This is a genomic window from Streptomyces sp. NPDC001985 (genome assembly GCF_040296845.1).
In the GTDB taxonomy this organism is placed as follows: domain Bacteria; phylum Actinomycetota; class Actinomycetes; order Streptomycetales; family Streptomycetaceae; genus Streptomyces.
Genome location: NZ_JBEOYB010000110.1, coordinates 1 through 15,832 on the forward strand (window position 1 = coordinate 1; position 15,832 = coordinate 15,832).

The 15,832-nt window shown below is 73.3% G+C and carries 12 protein-coding genes; 4 read left to right on the top strand and 8 right to left on the bottom strand.

What is annotated here, in order from left to right:
* The first annotated feature begins 193 nt into the window (after positions 1-193).
* Positions 194-499, top strand: a complete 306-nt coding sequence (locus ABT122_RS31060) for a DUF1330 domain-containing protein (protein ID WP_351559065.1) — start codon at positions 194-196, stop codon at positions 497-499.
* Between the two features lie 55 nt (positions 500-554).
* Here ABT122_RS31060 and ABT122_RS31065 read toward each other — a convergent pair whose 3' ends face one another.
* The 7 genes from ABT122_RS31065 to ABT122_RS31095 all read right to left on the bottom strand — a co-directional run bounded on the left by ABT122_RS31065 (position 555) and on the right by ABT122_RS31095 (position 9,322).
* Complete coding sequence (locus ABT122_RS31065) at positions 555-1,778, bottom strand: ATP-grasp domain-containing protein (RefSeq protein ID WP_351559067.1); 1,224 nt, start codon at positions 1,776-1,778, stop codon at positions 555-557.
* A complete protein-coding gene (locus ABT122_RS31070) occupies positions 1,775-2,797 on the bottom strand; it encodes an EamA family transporter (protein ID WP_351559069.1) in 1,023 nt (340 codons plus the stop codon). Before ABT122_RS31070 ends, ABT122_RS31065 begins: the two co-directional genes overlap by 4 nt.
* A gap of 148 nt (positions 2,798-2,945) precedes the next feature.
* Positions 2,946-4,100 carry a saccharopine dehydrogenase C-terminal domain-containing protein gene (locus ABT122_RS31075; protein ID WP_351559071.1) on the bottom strand — a complete coding sequence of 385 codons (1,155 nt, stop codon included), beginning with the start codon at positions 4,098-4,100 and terminating at the stop codon, positions 2,946-2,948.
* A gap of 10 nt (positions 4,101-4,110) precedes the next feature.
* Positions 4,111-5,160 (bottom strand): saccharopine dehydrogenase, encoded by a 1,050-nt coding sequence (locus tag ABT122_RS31080; protein WP_351559073.1) that lies wholly within the window; start codon positions 5,158-5,160, stop codon positions 4,111-4,113.
* A 76-nt stretch (positions 5,161-5,236) separates the two neighbouring features.
* Positions 5,237-7,015, bottom strand: a complete 1,779-nt coding sequence (locus ABT122_RS31085; RefSeq protein WP_351559075.1) for a thiamine pyrophosphate-binding protein — start codon at positions 7,013-7,015, stop codon at positions 5,237-5,239.
* Entirely contained in the window at positions 7,012-7,716 is a 705-nt protein-coding gene (locus ABT122_RS31090; protein WP_351559077.1) for a class I SAM-dependent methyltransferase, read from the bottom strand. Before ABT122_RS31090 ends, ABT122_RS31085 begins: the two co-directional genes overlap by 4 nt.
* Positions 7,717-8,503: 787 nt before the next feature.
* Positions 8,504-9,322, bottom strand: a complete 819-nt coding sequence (locus ABT122_RS31095; protein WP_351559079.1) for an AfsR/SARP family transcriptional regulator — start codon at positions 9,320-9,322, stop codon at positions 8,504-8,506.
* Positions 9,323-9,716: 394 nt separating this feature from the next.
* Here ABT122_RS31095 and ABT122_RS31100 point away from each other — a divergent pair, with 394 nt between their 5' ends.
* Entirely contained in the window at positions 9,717-10,652 is a 936-nt protein-coding gene (locus tag ABT122_RS31100; protein ID WP_351559081.1) for an AfsR/SARP family transcriptional regulator, read from the top strand.
* A gap of 664 nt (positions 10,653-11,316) precedes the next feature.
* Here the strand turns inward: ABT122_RS31100 and ABT122_RS31105 are convergent.
* Positions 11,317-11,991, bottom strand: a complete 675-nt coding sequence (locus ABT122_RS31105) for a helix-turn-helix domain-containing protein (RefSeq protein WP_351559083.1) — start codon at positions 11,989-11,991, stop codon at positions 11,317-11,319.
* Between the two features lie 287 nt (positions 11,992-12,278).
* Between ABT122_RS31105 and ABT122_RS31110 the strand changes: the two genes are divergently transcribed.
* Together ABT122_RS31110 and ABT122_RS31115 are read left to right on the top strand one after the other, a co-directional pair.
* Positions 12,279-13,964 (top strand): FAD-binding oxidoreductase, encoded by a 1,686-nt coding sequence (locus tag ABT122_RS31110; protein WP_351559085.1) that lies wholly within the window; start codon positions 12,279-12,281, stop codon positions 13,962-13,964.
* 243 nt (positions 13,965-14,207) lie between these two features.
* Complete coding sequence (locus tag ABT122_RS31115) at positions 14,208-15,740, top strand: alpha/beta fold hydrolase (protein WP_351559087.1); 1,533 nt, start codon at positions 14,208-14,210, stop codon at positions 15,738-15,740.
* Positions 15,741-15,832: the final 92 nt, after the last annotated feature.

Genomic DNA, 15,832 nt, shown 5'->3' on the forward strand with positions numbered 1-15,832 from the left:
GTCTACATCGGCAGGCGCCGGGGCCCCATGGTCGCGTAGGCCGACTCTCCGGGATGGTGCGGGGTTGGCGTGCCCCGGCACCGCCCGGGCTCGCGAGCCCCGGCACCGCCCGGGCTCGCGTGCCCCGGCACCGCGCGGTGCCGCCCGGCGACGACCCGCGCGCGGTGGTCTGACGCCATGTCATCATGGCGGCGTGACCGCCTATGTGATAGCCGAGGCCCCCCATCTGGACACACCGGAGGTCCGCAGGTACCGGGAGCTGGCCCGGGAATCCGTCGCCCGGTACGGCGGCCGGTATCTCGCGCGCGGCGCGCTGCCGGAGGCCCCGGAGGGCGACTGGCCCGGGGCGAACCGCATGGTGATCATCGAGTTCCCCGGTCTGCGAGAGGCGAAGGACTGGTACGCCTCGCCGGAGTACGCCCGGGCGCGCGCGGCCCGGCCCGGCATCAGCGGCCGCCGGATTCTCTTCGTCGAGGGCACCGGAGGCCCGCCCGGCTGACGGACCCCCGCCCCACCGGCGCCGGCCGGCCCCGCTCGAACCGGCCGCCGCTCCCTCAGCCGTCGTAGAGGCCGTCGAGCTCCAGCTCGCGCAGGGCGCGGTAGTCGGCCTCCAGGACCGCCTGGTCCGCCGTCGTGAGATAGACCGTGCCCGGGCAGGTCGCCATGTCGACGGTCCGCGAGAGGGCGCTGCCCGCCGGGTGGTTCACCACCAGATGCGCGAAGGACGGCAGCCGCCGGATGCGGTCCCAGCCCTCATCGCCCGGCACCGTGCCCGCCCGGGGCAGGATGAGGTTCACGCACCGCAGCCGGTTCTTGAGCTGGTAGGACACATCGGCCTCGGCGGCGAAACTCTCCGGGGAGGCGATCGAGTAGGCCAGACAGCTCACCTGGTCGGCTCCCACGCACCGGGTCAGCAGCTCCGGCATCTGGCCGCCGCCCAGCCGCGCCCCGCACTCGATCAGGACCGGGCCGCTCCCGGTGAGCATCACCTCGGTGTGGGCGGCGCCGTTGCGGATGCCCAGGGCGTCGAGCACCGACCGGACATACCCTGTGATCTCGCGGACCCCCGGTTCGTCCGGGCCGAGGAGATCCTCGTAGTCGTACACGGACCGGCCGTCCACCGACCGCTTGCGGTAGCACCACACCTCCACCGTGCGGTGCAGACCGTCACGGCTGACGGTGTTGACGTAGTGCTCGGTCCCGGGCAGGAACTGCTGGGCGAGCGCGACGGTGTTGCGCTGCCCGTACCGGTCGACCGAGGTCATGATCGCCGTGTGCGCGGCGGCCACCTCCCCGGTGGTACGGCAGATGAACACATTGTCGGCGCCCGCGCTCAGCACCGGCTTGAGCACGACGGGCCACTGTCCCCGGCCCGAGACCCACGCGGTGATCTCGTCCAGCGACGCCGAGCGGCAGCCCCCCGCCGCCGCCAGGCCCTCGGCCGCGACGGCCCGCTGCATGGCGTACTTGTCGCGCCGGGCGAGGCTGCGCCGGGGGTCGTTGCCGGGGACCCCGAGCGCGGCGCAGAGTTCATCGGCGAGGAGGACACCGGACTCGGCGGCGGCGACCACCGAGTCCACCCCGAGGGAGCGCAGCCGCCGCACGGTGCCGGCCAGGTCACCGGTGTGCCGGAGATCGACCGCGAAGTCCTCGGGCCGGTAGGTGAGACGGGTGTCGGGGAACGGCGACCGGACATGGACGGCGTCCAGGCCGCGCAGCCTCAGGGCGTCCGGCAGCAGCCGGCCCGCGCCGTAGGCGTCGACGATGGCTGTGGTCATGGGGTCGCGCCTCCGCGCTCGTCGTCGGTCCGGTGTTCGTGCGGCGGCGCCGACCGGTCGGCGGTGCCGGGAGGGGCGGACGCGGCGGCCGTGCCGCGCCGGGCCACCACGCCCACGGCGACGAGGACGACCACGCCCACCACACCGGTGAGGGTGTACAGGGAGAAGCGCAGCCGGCCGTCGGCGAGCTGCATCGCGAAGGCGAAGAGCGGCGAGAGGGAGATCAGCAGGGAGGTGGTGATGGGCTCGGTGTACCGGATGCCGACCTGGAGGACATAGATCGGCAGACCGACACCGATGACCGCGACAATGGCCCCGGGCAGCAGCGCCGCCGCCAGCCCGGGCTGGTCCTCCAGCGCCACCAGGACCCAGGCGACGGCGCTCATCAGGACGAACCTGGTGGCCAGCACGGTGTCGGCGGCGCAGCCCGCGTCATGGAGCCGCTTCATGTAGATGATGTTGACGGCCGAGCCCACGGCGCAGGTGAAGGAGAAGACCAGGCCGAGCACGGCGTCCCGGGTGGGCACGTCGCCCAGTCCGCTGCGCCCGCTGAACGATGTCCACATCAGGGCCGCGAGCAGGACCCCGATGGCCACCGACACCACGACCTCGGTGGCCATGACCGTACTGTGGCGGCGCAGCAGGGGACCCGTGAGCGTCATGATCATCGGACCGAGGGCGAGGCCGATGACATTGACGATGGCGGGTTCCAGGTACCAGAGCGCGTAGAACGTCGACATCCAGGTCAGGGCCGTCGTGATGTTGATGGCCACGAGATCGCCGCGGTGGGCCAGCAGGGTGGCGCGCCGGGGGAGGCCGTGCCGCTGCCAGTCGAGACCGGCGAAGAAGACCATGGTGAGGGTGAAGGAGACCGCGGCGATACTGGCCGGGTTGATCACCTCGAAGCGGTTGCCCGCGTACACGTCCATCGCCGCGGTGAGCACCGCGTAGCCGACCAGCGGGATGATGCCCCGGCGGAGGTCGGTCACCGCCGAGGCGGACACCGCCTTCACGTTCACGGCGCCGTCCCCCCGGTGTGCCTCCGCTCGCGGCCGGTCGCCGCGCCCTCCCCGGCCGCCACCCGGCCACGGGCGGGTGCGCCCGCCGCGCCGGACCGGGCGCACGGCCGGCCCCGCCGCGCGGCGCCCCGGCGGGCGCCCGGCGGCCTCACGCCGCACCGCTCTCGTGGTACGCGATGGTGACCGCGTGCCGCCGGAGGAACTCCAGCCACCGCTCCACCCGCTGCGGATCGTCGGTCGCCCGGTGCAGCCCGGGCTCCAGCCCGCCCGCGGCCACATCGAGGACGCCGCAGGCCAGCGGGGTGGAGACCAGACGGGTGGTGGCGCTCTCCGCCGCATCGCCGGTCGCGTCGAGGACGTACTCCCCGGACCAGGTCCCGCCCGCCTGTCCCCGCACCCGGAGCCGGACGGACATCACCACCCGGTCGTGATCGGCCGCCGTGGTGGGATGGTCCGCCGCCAGTTCCCGGGCGAGTTCGGTGATCTGGGTGTCGGTGGCGTCCGCCAGCCGCGCGAAGACCGGCTTCCAGGCGTCGCTCCAGCCGTCGAGACGCAGGGTCCCGCGGACGAAGGTCTCCAGCCTCCAGGCCGGGGGGATGCCGTACACACCGACGAAGGGGAGGCTGTCCCGGTTGGGGTACACCTCGAAGGTCTCCCCGCCGACCCGTTCCGAAGTGACGGCCTCCCAGGGGCGGGGGACGCTTCTCTCGGCACCGCCGCCGATCAGCCGGGCGGGTGTCAGCAGCGCGGTGAGCACGCCGCGCGGCGCCCAGCTGAAGCGGTAGCGGAAGTCGTTGGGCACCGCCGGGTTGCTGCCGCAGTACGAGGTGAAGTCCACCGTGGCCGGCTCCTCGCCGGTCAGCCGCCGCGCCGTCCCGACCAGTTGGTGGGCGAGGAGGTGATCGATGCCCGGGTCGAGCCCGATCTCCGTGAGCAGGACCGAGCCGCTCGCGCCGGCGGCGGGGGCGAGCGCCGCGATCGCCGGGCTGGTGTAGCTGGAGCACACGAAGTGCGCGCGGCGCTCCAGGGCCAGCTCCGCCAGGGCGGGGTGCTCGGTCGCCGGGAGCATCGACACCACGACGTCACCGGCGGCGAGCCGCCCGGCGAGCGCCCCGAGGTCGTACGCGCGCGCCGTGGCCCTGCCCGTGAGCCCGAGCCGCGCCAGGCAGTCCTCGGCCTTCGCGACGGTGCGGCCCCACAGCACGGTCGGCGCGCTCTCGCACACGAGACCCAGGCCGCTTCCGGTGGACAGCCCGGTCCCGATCCAGTGAACGCGTCCCGTCGGGGTGGTCAACTCAGCCATGGGCCGATCCTCACTTGTCGCTCGTCATCGTGCGGAGGGCGTGGTGGAAGTGCTGTTCGCAGCGGCCCCAGACCGCGCCCCGCCCGGCCAGGAGGTCGGTCACCCGCGGCAGCAGATCGCGGGAGAACGCCGCACTCGACTCCCTGGGCAGCAGGGAGGGCAGGTTGTCGATGGCGATCAGGTCCAGCGGCGGGGCGGCGGCCAGCCGGCGGACCGGCTCGGCCCAGTCGGTCACCCGCCGGTAGACGGGCAGCCGGTTGCACGCCGAGGTCACATCGCAGCTGACATCGGAGACCACCGAAAGCCTGCGCCCGGGGTGCCCGAAGTCGGCCCCGGTCAGAAACGGTGTCCCCGGTTCCGAGGCGAGGACGGCGTTGACGAGGAGGTCGTGACCGAGCAGGGCCTCCCGGTCCAGGTCGCGGGTCTCGGCGACATCCCACGCGGTGGCGGCCACACCGGCCACGGCCAGCGCCTCGCGGGCGCCCCGGCCGGATCTCCCGAGCGCCCCGACGACCAGGGCCCTCGTCGCCCCGGTGGCACGGCCGCGCAGCCGCCCGTCCAGCTCCGGCCGGGTCCAGGAGGCGAGCGGGGCGGCGAGCAGGCCGCGGTGGTGGAGCACGGCGAGCGCGGCGCCCGCGTATCCGGCCCAGTAGCCGAAGGCGACCACCCGCCGGCCCGTCGCGTCGGTCAGATACTCCAGATCGAGGAGGGTGCCCCGGCCGGCGGCGAACCGCCGCAGCAGCGCCGGGCCGCCGTCCTGGCCCTTGTAGGCGTGGCCGAAGAAGACATGGCGGTGGGAGAGCGCGAAGGACGCCGGCGAGGGCTCCTTCAGCCCGAGGACGATATCGTCCGGCGGCGCGTCCGGCCAGGTGTCGGCGGGCACCACACGGCAGCCCGCCGCCTCGTACGCGGCGGCCGGGAAGACCCGGTTGCCGGACTCCTCCACGGTCACCCGGGTGCCCGCCGCGACGAGTTCGGCCGCGTCCCCGGGGACGAGCGGGGTCCGCTGCTCGGTCACGCCACTCTCGCGGCGCAGCCAGATCCCCGTGCTGGTCGTCATGTGGGCGCACCTCTCCTGTTCGTCGCTCCGCCGCCGGTGCCCGCCGCCGGTGCTCGCCGCCGGGCGGGAAGCGGGGTCAGTGGATGGGCCGGACCGCCGATTCGCCGTCCAGGGCGGCCTGCCAGACCGGAACGGGCGGCGGCGCGTCCATGTGCTCGGGCACGGCGGCGTGGATGACCGAGGGGCCGTCACGGCCCGCCGCCCCGGCGGCCAGTCCGGCGAACTCCTCCCGCGTGCGGGCGCGCGCGCCGTCCAGCCCCATCCCGCGTGCGAGCAGGACGGGGTCGATCGGCCCGGGGTCCACGGCGAAGTACCGCCCGCCCGCGTAGAGATGCTGGATCATCTTGATCCACGCCATCGAGGTGTTGTCCAGCACCACATAGGTGACGGGCAGAGAGAGCCGCTTGGCGGTCTCCCACTCGCCCACCGCCATGGCGACGCTGTTCTCCGTCGTCAGACAGAGGACCCGCTCGCCGGGGTGGGCGACGGCGATGCCGACCGACGCGGGGACGGCGAAGCCCATCGGACCGTGACCCCGGGGGATGACCACCCGCCACCCGTCGCCGGGGGCCTGCCAGTAGCACGACAGATAGGGGGTCGGGGTCCCGGCGTCGCCCACGACCCAGGTGTCCCGTCCGAAGGCGCCGGCCAGCGCCCGCACGATGTCCCGGGGGTGCAGGACCCCGGCCGGCAGGGCCGGCGCGGGCCGCTCGGCGCGGGCCCACTCCCGGCGTACCTCCGCCAGTCCGGCGGCCCGCGCCGAGCGCAGCGGCCCGGGCGCCGCCGGCACCTCCCGCCGGAGCTGCCCGAGGACGGTCCTCGCGTCGCCGACGAGGGCGACCCCGCCCGGGTAGTTCCGCCCCGCGCGTTCCTCGTCGGTCTCGATGTGCAGGACACGCGCGCGGTCGCGGGCGGGTGCGGTGAAGCCCAGGGTGTCCGTGGCGTTGGCCCGGGTGCCGACGAACAGCACCAGGTCGCTCTCCGCCACCCGGGCGTTCGCGTAGTCGCGGGCGCCGTTGCCCCCCACCACCCCCAGGGCGAACGGGTGCGCCTCGTCGATGACCCCCTTGCCGTGGATGGAGGTGGCGACGGGGACGGCGGCGTGCTCGGCGAGCCGGACCAACTCGCCCCCGGCGTCCGAGAGATGGGCTCCGCCGCCCGCCACGACGACGGGCCGCTCGGCCGCCGCGAGCCATGCCGCGGCCCGGCTCACCGGGCCCGGCGGTGCCGGGAGACGCAGGCCCGGCACGGCGGCGGTGCGGACCCCGGCGGGAGCGGCGGGCCCCGGGGCCGTCCCCCGTGGCGCCGGTTCCCCGGTTCCCTCCAGGACGTCCTCGGGCAGGATCAGCACGACCGGTCCGGGCCGCCCCCGGGTCGCGGCGGCGATGGCCTCGTCCACCAGGGCGGGGATGTCCGCCGTCCGCTCCGCGCTCCGGCGCCACTTCGTACAGGCGGCGAACAGCCGCGGCTGGTCGATCTCGCTGATGGCCGCGGTGCCGTGACTGCGGCGGCTGTTGTCCGTGGTGATGGCCAGCAGCGGAATACTGGAAGCGAACGCCTCGGCCATTCCTCCGGCCAGATAGACCGCGCCCGCGCCGCTGGACGCCTCGCAGACACCGATGCGCCGCGTGGTGCGCGTATAGGCGTCGGCCATGAAACCCGTGTGCCGTTCGTCCCGCGCCAGGACGTGGCGAACGCGGTCCCTCCGGCGCGACAGCACGTCGTAGAGGGCGATGCTGGTGTCTCCCGGAAAACCGAACACCGTGTCCACACCGTGCTCCATCAGGGCGTCGACGAGCAGCTCCGCGCCGTTCCTCGCCCCGTCGTCCGGCCCGCCGCCGGTATCCCCGCTCAACGTCGCACGTATCCGTTCATGACGGCCCTGATCCGCTCTCCGGACACGGGGCGCTGATAGCGGAACTGATCGGTCTCCGTGTGGTCGAACCCCGATGCCAGCGCCTGCCGGCTCATATAGGCGGCCGAGAGCCAGTGGAATCCATTCACCTTCGGGGCTTTCTGGTACGGGGAACCGTCGTTCGGGGCGTCGTTGGACGCGATGAGCGAGGCGAGACCGGAGCGGGAGCCCTTCCGGGGTCTCAGCCAGGACCGTATGCGTCCCAGTACGGGAGTCAGGCCCTCCCGTTCATGGTGGAGATGGCCCAGTACCCCGTCGATGTAGATCACCGACCACGGCTCGTCCGGCTCCCACTGGTAGATGTCGGCACAGTGGGCGTCGAGCCCCTTCCTGACGGCCAGCGCCACGGCGTCCTCCATGGCGTCGATGGCCAGGACGCGGAAGCCCTTCCGCGCCACCTCGGCCTCGACGGCGCCGTTTCCGCATCCCAGGCTGAGCAGACCGCCGCCGTTGCGCTCCAGTTCGGCGGTGAGCCGTCCGCCTATCCAGTCGCGGTATCCGGGGCAGTACGTCGACGGGGTGACCGAGTCGTCGCGGCTCCCGCCGTTCTCCCAGATCTCGAAGATGTTCGGTTCGCCCCGACCGGCCGGCGTATAGAAATCGACCAGGTCCTCGTGGTTCTTCGCCGTGACACGTGACACCCTTTCCCCCCAGGAATCGGACACGCATGCGCGGTCGCGGAAGTATTCCGCGCGCGGCTGCGCGGACTGTGGTGAGTGTGTGCGCTGCATGAGCGTGAGTGAGCTGTGAAATCCCGGCATGCGCATGCCGGCCGTATCGGGGCGCGCCACAGCGACTCATGCCTTGTGGGCGCCGCGCGGGATCACCTGTGACACCCCTCGCCGGCGTCCGGCGGGCGGCGTCGTTCCTGTCCGCCCCTGGAACAACCGGGCGGCGATGCGGTGCGTTTGTTTCGGTTGGGGCAGGAACCGGCGCACTCGATCGGTGATGTGATCGAGACGTCGATCCTTTGCGCCCCGTGAATTCCTCTCTGCGCGATGAGGGTCACACTCGACATCCGGCCAGGCGTCCGCAAGCGTGCCATTCACGTCAGGATGGCGTCAAGAGAAGGGAATCCGCGTGGCTGGAAGATGTCTGGTGCGGCCAGAAGCGCGCCGCTTCTCCTTTATGATCGCCAAAAGGCGAACCATGGAAATGGAAAGATCTCTTCGAGCGCATTACCCGGGGGTCAGGGGAACGCCGCGGAACCGCTCGGGCGCGGGGCGGCGGCCCTGATCATGGCGCTGACATGCGGGACGGATCGCCGGGCGGGGCCGTGCCGCCGTGTGGCCCCCGGCCCGTCCGCCCTCGGCCCCGGGGGCCGGCACGGCGAAACGGAACCGGCCGGCGGGGCGCCGGCGGGGGCCGGCGCCCGGCTTCCGGTCCGGCGGGCGCGGCCTCCGGGGCGCGCCCCGGCGCGGGGCGGCGTCAGTGGTGTTCGGAGGAGCGGACCGGGCCCGGCCCGCCGCGCCAGGGGGCCGGCCGCGGGGCTTCGAGGGAGGGGCTGCCCGCCCTGATGGCCTGGTGGAGACGTTTCATGCGCGGTACGGGCGCGATGCCGAGCGAGTCTCCCAGCACGCCCCGCAGCCGCCGGTAGACACCCGCCGCCCGAGTCGGCTGTCCCGATCGGTAGAGCGCCACCATGAGCTGGGCGTGGATGTTCTCGTGGGTCGGGTGGAGCATCGACAGGGAGTGGAGTTCCGCGAGCAGTTCGCGGTGCCGGCCCAGCGCCAGTTCCGCTTCGATCCGCTGCTCCAGCACACCCATCCGGGACTCCTCCAGCTCCACGAGGTGAGGGGTGCTCATCGGCCCGGTCCGGACATCGGAGAGGGCCGGTCCGCGCCAGAGGGCGAGTGCCTCCGTGAACAGATCGGCGGCGAGGGCGGCGTTTCCCGCGGCGGCTTCCCCGCGGCCCTGCTTGGCCAGATCGACGAAGCGGGTGCGGTCGAAATCATCCGGCGGGATTCCCAGTTGGTAACCCTGGACTCTGGTGACGAGGGATTCACTGAGATCCGTCCGGGATGTGCGCAGCGCCTGACGGATCTGCAATACATAGGTCTGCAGGGTCGACATCGCGCTCCTGGGCGGCTCCGAGCCCCATAATTCCCTGATGCAGTCCTCGGCCCGGACCATATGGTTCGCGTTGAGCAGGAGGAAGGCAAGCAGCTGGCGCGGCTTGGGGGCGCTGGGAAGCAGGTTCGTCCTTCCGTCCAGGAGCACTAAATCTCCCAGAACTCCTGCTTCCATGGAAATCCCCCGTGGTATGACTCGCGCCGTGTGCGGTGAGCAACTCGCGGCGCGCCGGAAAAGCTTGTGGTAATGGTTCCCACTGGTGGAGAACGTTTCTGTGGATTTTATGTGCAGGAATTGAACGTGTCAATCGTCCGGCGTGATATGCCGGGAACTCTCGGGCCGGTCGGCCGGCGTGTTTTCCCGTGCTGCCGTGTGCTGCCGCCTCCCCGGCGGCGTGGCCGGCCCCGAGGCGCCGCCCCGGGGGCCGGGGCCCGGCGCTCCGGGCCCCGGGGACCCGCGTACCGCCGGAACCCGTTGGGCCGCCCGGCGCGGTCACCGGACACTGGGATCACGATGACCGTGCCGCGTCCCGCGCGGAGTTGGGTCCCGATGTTGTGATGGGGGTTTCATGGAGTTCGGCGTACTCGGACCGCTGCGCGCTGTCGATGCCGGTGTCAGCAGAGCGCCCACCGCGCCCAAACAGCGGCAGATGCTGGCGCTTCTGCTGCTCAACGCCAACCATGTCGTATCGGTCGCGCAGTTCCTGGAGGAGCTGTGGGAGGGTCGCCCGCCGTCCAGCGCCGTCGCCGCGGTGCACACCTACGTCATGCACATACGCAGGACTCTGGGTGCCCGGCCACGGGTGTGCCCCACCGCCCCCGAGCGGCTCCACACCCGTGACCAGGGATACGTCCTGGAGGTCCGCCCCGGGGAGCTGGACCTCGCCCGGTACCGGGACCGGCTGCGCGCGGCGCGGAAGGCGGCGCTCCGGGGCGACATCCCCACGGGAGCGGCGGAGCTGTCGGCGGCCGAGGGGCTGTGGCACGGGCCGCTGCTGGTCGATGTGACGGCCGGCCCGCTGCTGCGGTCCAGTGCCGAGGCGATCGAACGCGACCGGCTGAGAGCCGTCAGCTGCCGGATTCGGGCCTTCCTCCTGCTGGGCCGCCACCATGAACTGCTCGGGGAGCTGGCGGCCCTGGTCCATCGGCACACCACCGACGAGGATCTCGCCGCCAGCCTGATGCTCGCCCTCTACCGGTCGGGCCGTCAGGCGGATGCCCTGACGGTCTTCCACCGGCTGCGGCACACGCTGCGCGAGGAGCTGGGAACGTCGCCCTCTCCGCGCGTCCAGCAGCTCCACATGGATCTCCTCGCCGCTCATCCCCGTGTCGAGAAGCCGTCCGGCATCCACTGCGGCCTCTCGCTGAATCTGCTCACCGACCCCCTCCAGGACGGAGCGGGACCCGCGCTGGGGCCGGGCCGGCCCCCCGGGACGGTGGACACGGACGGGGCCCCGTCCGCGGGCAGCGGCCCCATGTCCTTCGCGGGACAGCAAGGAACGTGATGCGCGGGGCGCACCCGTGCGGCATCATCGCGCGGCTCCGGGCGACCGCGTGCGGGGACCGGGGAAGGCCCCCGGGGCGGCCGGACCGGTGCGCCGCCGGGCTGGGTATGGCTTCGCCCCCGGCCGGGTACGGCGCCGGTCAGTGCCCGACACCTGGCCAACGCCCGGCCCCGGTCCGGCCCCGGTCCGGCTCCGGCCCTACGCCCGCGCCCGGCCCGGGCTCCTCCGAGGGGTCCCGGCCGGGAGGGCGGACCTCCGCCGGAGCCGGCTCCGACCCCCGGTCCGGCTCCGGCCTCGGCGCCCGGACCCGCGCCCGGCCTGCTCCCGGCCATCTGCCCGTGCCCGGCCCGGAGCCGTCTGAGGGGTCCCGGCCGGAGGTGCGGACCTCGGCCGGAGTCAAGCCCCGGCACCCGACCCGTGCCCGGCCAGTGCCCGACCACCGGGCCCGTGCCCGGCTCCGGTCCGGCTCCGGCCCTATGCCCGTGCCCGGCCCGGGCTCCTCCGACCGGTCCCGGCCGGGAGGGCGGACCTCCGCCGGAGTCAATGATCACCCGCGTGATGCCCGGCGGCCCGGCTGCACCCCGGCTGCGCCCCGGCCGCGTCCGGCCGACCGGCCCCGGCGGGGCGGCCCGGCCCCGGCCACCAGCTCCGGCCACCGGCCGGGTCAGCCCGCGCGGCGGAGCGTGGCCGTGTCCGTGCCCTCCCGGCGCATCAGCTGCCGTATCCGCTGGGCCATGGCCACCCGGCGGACCCCGGCCGGTAACTCCCGCCCCAGGCGGGGCGGTTCCGCACGGCTGAGGGCGTCGCGCACCGCGCGGGTGTGGACGGGGTCGGTTCCCACGAGCCGGGCGTGCGGGAAGCGCTCGCCGAGACGCCAGCGCAGTGCCTCGGCGCGGTCCCCGATCAGGACCGCGCAGACACCCCGGTCGGCGGTGGCGACCAGGACGGCTCCGAGCGAACTCGTCCCCACCGCGTAGTGGATCGCGGTCCCGCGCCCACCGGAGCGGAACGACCCCGGTGTCATTCCGAGGATGTCCGCGGAGACCGCGTAGAAGCGTCCGTTGGAGTTGAACCCCGAGTTGTAGATCGCCTCGGACACGGTGTCGGCGCGCCGCAGCTCGGCCCGCACCCGGCGGGCCCGGCCCGCCGCCATGTACTCGTGGGGAGTGACCCCGGTGAATGCCTTGAACATCCGGTGGAAGTGGAACCGGCTGTAGCCCGCCGAGCGCGCCAGCTCGTCGAGGCTCGACACCGCGTCCGACGCGTCCATCAGCCGGCACACCCGGCAGACCACCGCACGCCAGTTCTCGTGGTCGTCGTTCATGAAGTCGGCTCGCATCGTCGCTTCCGTCGCTCGTGGCCGTTCCCCGGCCGCCGGCCCGCTCCGGGAGTTCCGGGCGCGTCACGCCGAACCGCCGGGCGGCGGACCGACAAGGGGCAGGGGGCAGGGGGGCTGGGGGCCGGGCGGGCCCGGGGCAGCCCGGTAGCCGCACTGTCGCAGTGGCCTCTGAAGGATCGAGCCAGGCCGCTCCTCCGCCCCGGTGACCGAGAGAGCAAGATCCGGAGCGATCGCGTGGACACGTGCCGCCTAAGGTCGCCTGCATTCAGGTGAGAGAGGGGATATCCATGGGGCAGGACGAGCGTGGACTCGAACGGCGCAGGCTGCTGACCACCGGCGCCGCGGTCATCACCGGCGCGGGACTGGCCGCCGCCGTTCCGGAGCGCGCGGCGGCGGCCGGGCGCCCGGGCACGCGGACGGTCGTGCACCCGGCGGTGGCGGTCACCCCGGGCGACCAGCGCTACCCGGACCTCGTCCGGGGCTGGAACCAGCGCTACATCGGCACTCCCGACACGGTCTACCTGGTCAGACACACCGACCAGGTGGCGCAGATCGTGCAGCAGGCGGTCACCGCGGGCAAGCGCATCACGGTGCGGAGCGGTGGACACTGCTGGGAGGACTTCGTCCACCACCCGGACATCAAGGTGATCGTCGACATGTCCGAGATGAACAAGGTGGATTACGACCCCGCCCTGAACGCCTTCTCCGTCGAGGCGGGCGCCCAGATCCTCGACATCTACGAACAGCTCTATCTGAGGTGGGGGGTGACGATCCCCGCCGGCACCTGCTTCCAGGTCGGGGCGGGCGGCCACGTCAGCGGCGGCGGCTGGGGCCTGCTGCTGCGCAAGCACGGCCTGGTCATCGACCATCTGTACGCCGTGGAGGTGGTCACCGTGGACGCCACCGGCACCGTGCGCACCGTGATGGCCACCCGCGAGGCCACCGACCCGCACCGGGATCTGTGGTGGGCCCACACCGGAGGCGGCGGCGGCAGCTTCGGTATCGTCACCCGCTACTGGTTCCGCAGCCCCGGAGCCACCGGCACCGCTCCGGCCGCGCAGTTGCCCAAACCCCCGGCGGAGGTGCTGATCAGCGCCGTCTCCTGGCCCTGGGCAGGGATGACCGAGGCCGGCTTCAAGCGGCTGGCACAGAACTTCGCCGAGTGGAGTGTGGCGCACAGCGGGGCGAACGATCCGAACTCCGCGCTCTGTGCCTCGCTCTCGCTCAGCCACAAGTCCAACGGCCAGATCGGTCTGTTCACCCAGGTGGACGCCACGGTTCCGAACGCCGCGCAGCTGCTCTCGGACTTCATCGCCGCGATCGGTGCCGGTGTGGGGACGCAGCCGGGAGCGGCGACGACGCGCATGGGTGAGTACAGCGCCATGCCGGAGATGGCCTCGCCGCGCACGATGCCCTGGATGCAGGCCACGCGCTACATAGGTCTGGCGAACGCGACGGGCAACGATCCGACGCTGAAGGGGGACTTCAAGTCGTCCTATATGCGCAGCGCGTTCCCCGCGTCCCAGCTCACCGCCCTCTACCACCACCTCACCCGCACGGACCTGGGCAACCCCACCGGAGGCGTCTCGCTCACCTCCCACGGCGGCAAGGTCAACACGGTCCCCGCCGCGGCCACGGCCTCGGCGCACCGCGATTCGGCCTTCAAGCTGGCCTGGATGATCTGGTGGAGCGACCCGGCCGAGGAGGCGGGGTGCGTGCGCTGGGTACGGGAGTTCTACGCCGACGTCTACTCGGCGACGGGAGGCGTTCCGGTGCCCAACGCGGTCACCGACGGCTGCTACATCAACTATCCGGACGTCGATCTGAGCAGTCCGCTCCACAACACGTCACAGGTGCCGTGGCACGAGCTCTACTTCAAGGGCAACTACCCCCGTCTCCAGACGGTGAAGGCGGCCTACGACCCCCTGAACGTCTTCCGCCACGCCCAGTCCGTCCGGCTGCCCGGCACCTGATGCCCGGGCGGCCGGCCTCCGGCCCCATGAGGCCGGCCGCCGAGGGCCGGGCCCCTGATCCCCGGGGCCGCGAGGGCCGGGCCGGCGGCGGCACCCCGTCGTGGCCGCGCCGCTGATACAGAACGGATGGGTGGCCGCCACCGTATCCGTTGCGTGGTGGATGCGCGGGCGGTCCACGGTGGAGAGGTCCGCGCACGCCGTGGACCTCCCCACCACCATCCCCTCGCGCGGAGGCTTCTTCTCGTGTCACCGATCACCGATCACCGCAGTGAGCAACCCGGCCCCGTCGGGGTCGCGCGCCGTCGCGCCCTGGCCGTCGCCGCGGTGGTGCTGGCCGGGTTGCAGGCGAGTACGGGCCTCGCCGCCGCGCGGCACGGCGGGCCTCCCGCCGGGGCGGGACTCCACTGGCGGCTCTGCTCGACGGCGGCGGTGGACTGGCCGGTCAGGAACGACACCCGCACCGAGTGCGCCGAGCTGAGCGTACCGATGGACTACCGGAAGCCCGGGGGCCGGAGCGTCACGATCGCGGTGAGCCGTGTCAGGGCCACCGAGCCGACAGCGCGGACGGCGCCCATCGTGTCCGTTCTCGGCGGACCGGGGTTCTCCAACATCAGCGACTCCGCGTCGATGACCCGGCGCGGACTGGCCACGCTCAACACCGACCACGACGTCATCGGACTGGACCTCCGGGGGTCGGGGTACAGCGAGCACGTCACCTGCGCCGAGAAACCGATGGCCGAACCCGCGCCGACGGCACCGGAGAAGAAGGTCAAGAAGGCCGTCTTCGACCAGCAGGCCGAGTTCAACAACCGCTGCGCCGCCGTCGATCCGGCGTTCGTACGGCAGATCACCCCGGAGAACGCGGCCCGCGACATCGACCGCCTGCGCGCCGCGCTCGGCGCTGAGAAGATCAACTTCTATGGGGCCTCCTTCGGCACCGCCATCGGAATGGCCTACCACTCCCTGTTCGACCGCCGCACGGAACGCATGTGGCTGGACTCGGTGATGCCTCCGACCCGCCACTGGCCCACGATGGACGCCGAAACGGAGGCGTCCGGCCGGGGGAGCGCCGCGCCGTTCGTCACCTGGCTGGCCCGGCGCGACGCCGAGTACCACCTGGGCGCCGACGAGTCCACCACCCGCGGGCGGCTGGGGGAACTGCGCGGTGAGCTGGAGCGGAAGCCGCGCACCAGCGGCGGGGCGCGCCTGGACGGGTACTGGGCGGTCGAGCAGTTCACCCGCCCCCAGGAGGAGTGGCCCGACGCGGCGAGGAACCTGGTCGCGGTGCGCGACGGCGGTACGCCCCCGACACCCCCGGCGCCCCGGGCCGCGGCGGCACCGGTGCGGCCCCTCGGGCTGAGCAGCCCGCGCAGCCGCTTCAACGTGCTCCAGTACAACGCGATGTTCTGCAACACCGCCCCCGCGAGCCGGGGGTTCGGGGACCTGTGGGCGGCCCGCGAGGCCCGCCGCGCGGCCGATCCCCTGACGGGAGGGACGGAGTTCAGCCCCTGGTGCGCGAAGTGGCCGCTGAACGCGCCGGCCGCCGAGCCCGCGCACGGCACCAGCGCGCTCCAGCTCTCCGGCCACCTCCACGAGATCGTCACTCCCCACACCTGGGCCGAACAGGCCAGGGACGCCACCGGAGGCACCCTGCTCACCATCCTGGACGACGGGCACGCCTCCCTGCCCTCCTCGCCCTGCGCCGAGAAGGCGGTCACCTTCTTCCGCACCGGGCGGAAGGCCGAGGGCACCTGCGGCGGTGGCCAACAGCCCTGACGGAGCGACCGGTCACACCACCGGGTCCGGGCGCGGGGGGCCCGCGCGCCCGCCGGCCCGCCCGCACCGGCCACCGCCGGCCGGTCCGCCCG

What these genes read in the sequence shown, in the direction of transcription:
- ABT122_RS31110 (WP_351559085.1), top strand. Translation starts at nt 12,279, where the DNA reads ATGGGGCAGGACGAGCGTGGACTCGAACGGCGCAGGCTGCTGACCACC.
- ABT122_RS31075 (WP_351559071.1), bottom strand. Translation starts at nt 4,100, where the DNA reads ATGGCTGAGTTGACCACCCCGACGGGACGCGTTCACTGGATCGGGACC.
- ABT122_RS31065 (WP_351559067.1), bottom strand. Translation starts at nt 1,778, where the DNA reads ATGACCACAGCCATCGTCGACGCCTACGGCGCGGGCCGGCTGCTGCCG.
- ABT122_RS31105 (WP_351559083.1), bottom strand. Translation starts at nt 11,991, where the DNA reads ATGCGAGCCGACTTCATGAACGACGACCACGAGAACTGGCGTGCGGTG.
- ABT122_RS31095 (WP_351559079.1), bottom strand. Translation starts at nt 9,322, where the DNA reads ATGGAAGCAGGAGTTCTGGGAGATTTAGTGCTCCTGGACGGAAGGACG.
- ABT122_RS31080 (WP_351559073.1), bottom strand. Translation starts at nt 5,160, where the DNA reads ATGACGACCAGCACGGGGATCTGGCTGCGCCGCGAGAGTGGCGTGACC.
- ABT122_RS31100 (WP_351559081.1), top strand. Translation starts at nt 9,717, where the DNA reads ATGGAGTTCGGCGTACTCGGACCGCTGCGCGCTGTCGATGCCGGTGTC.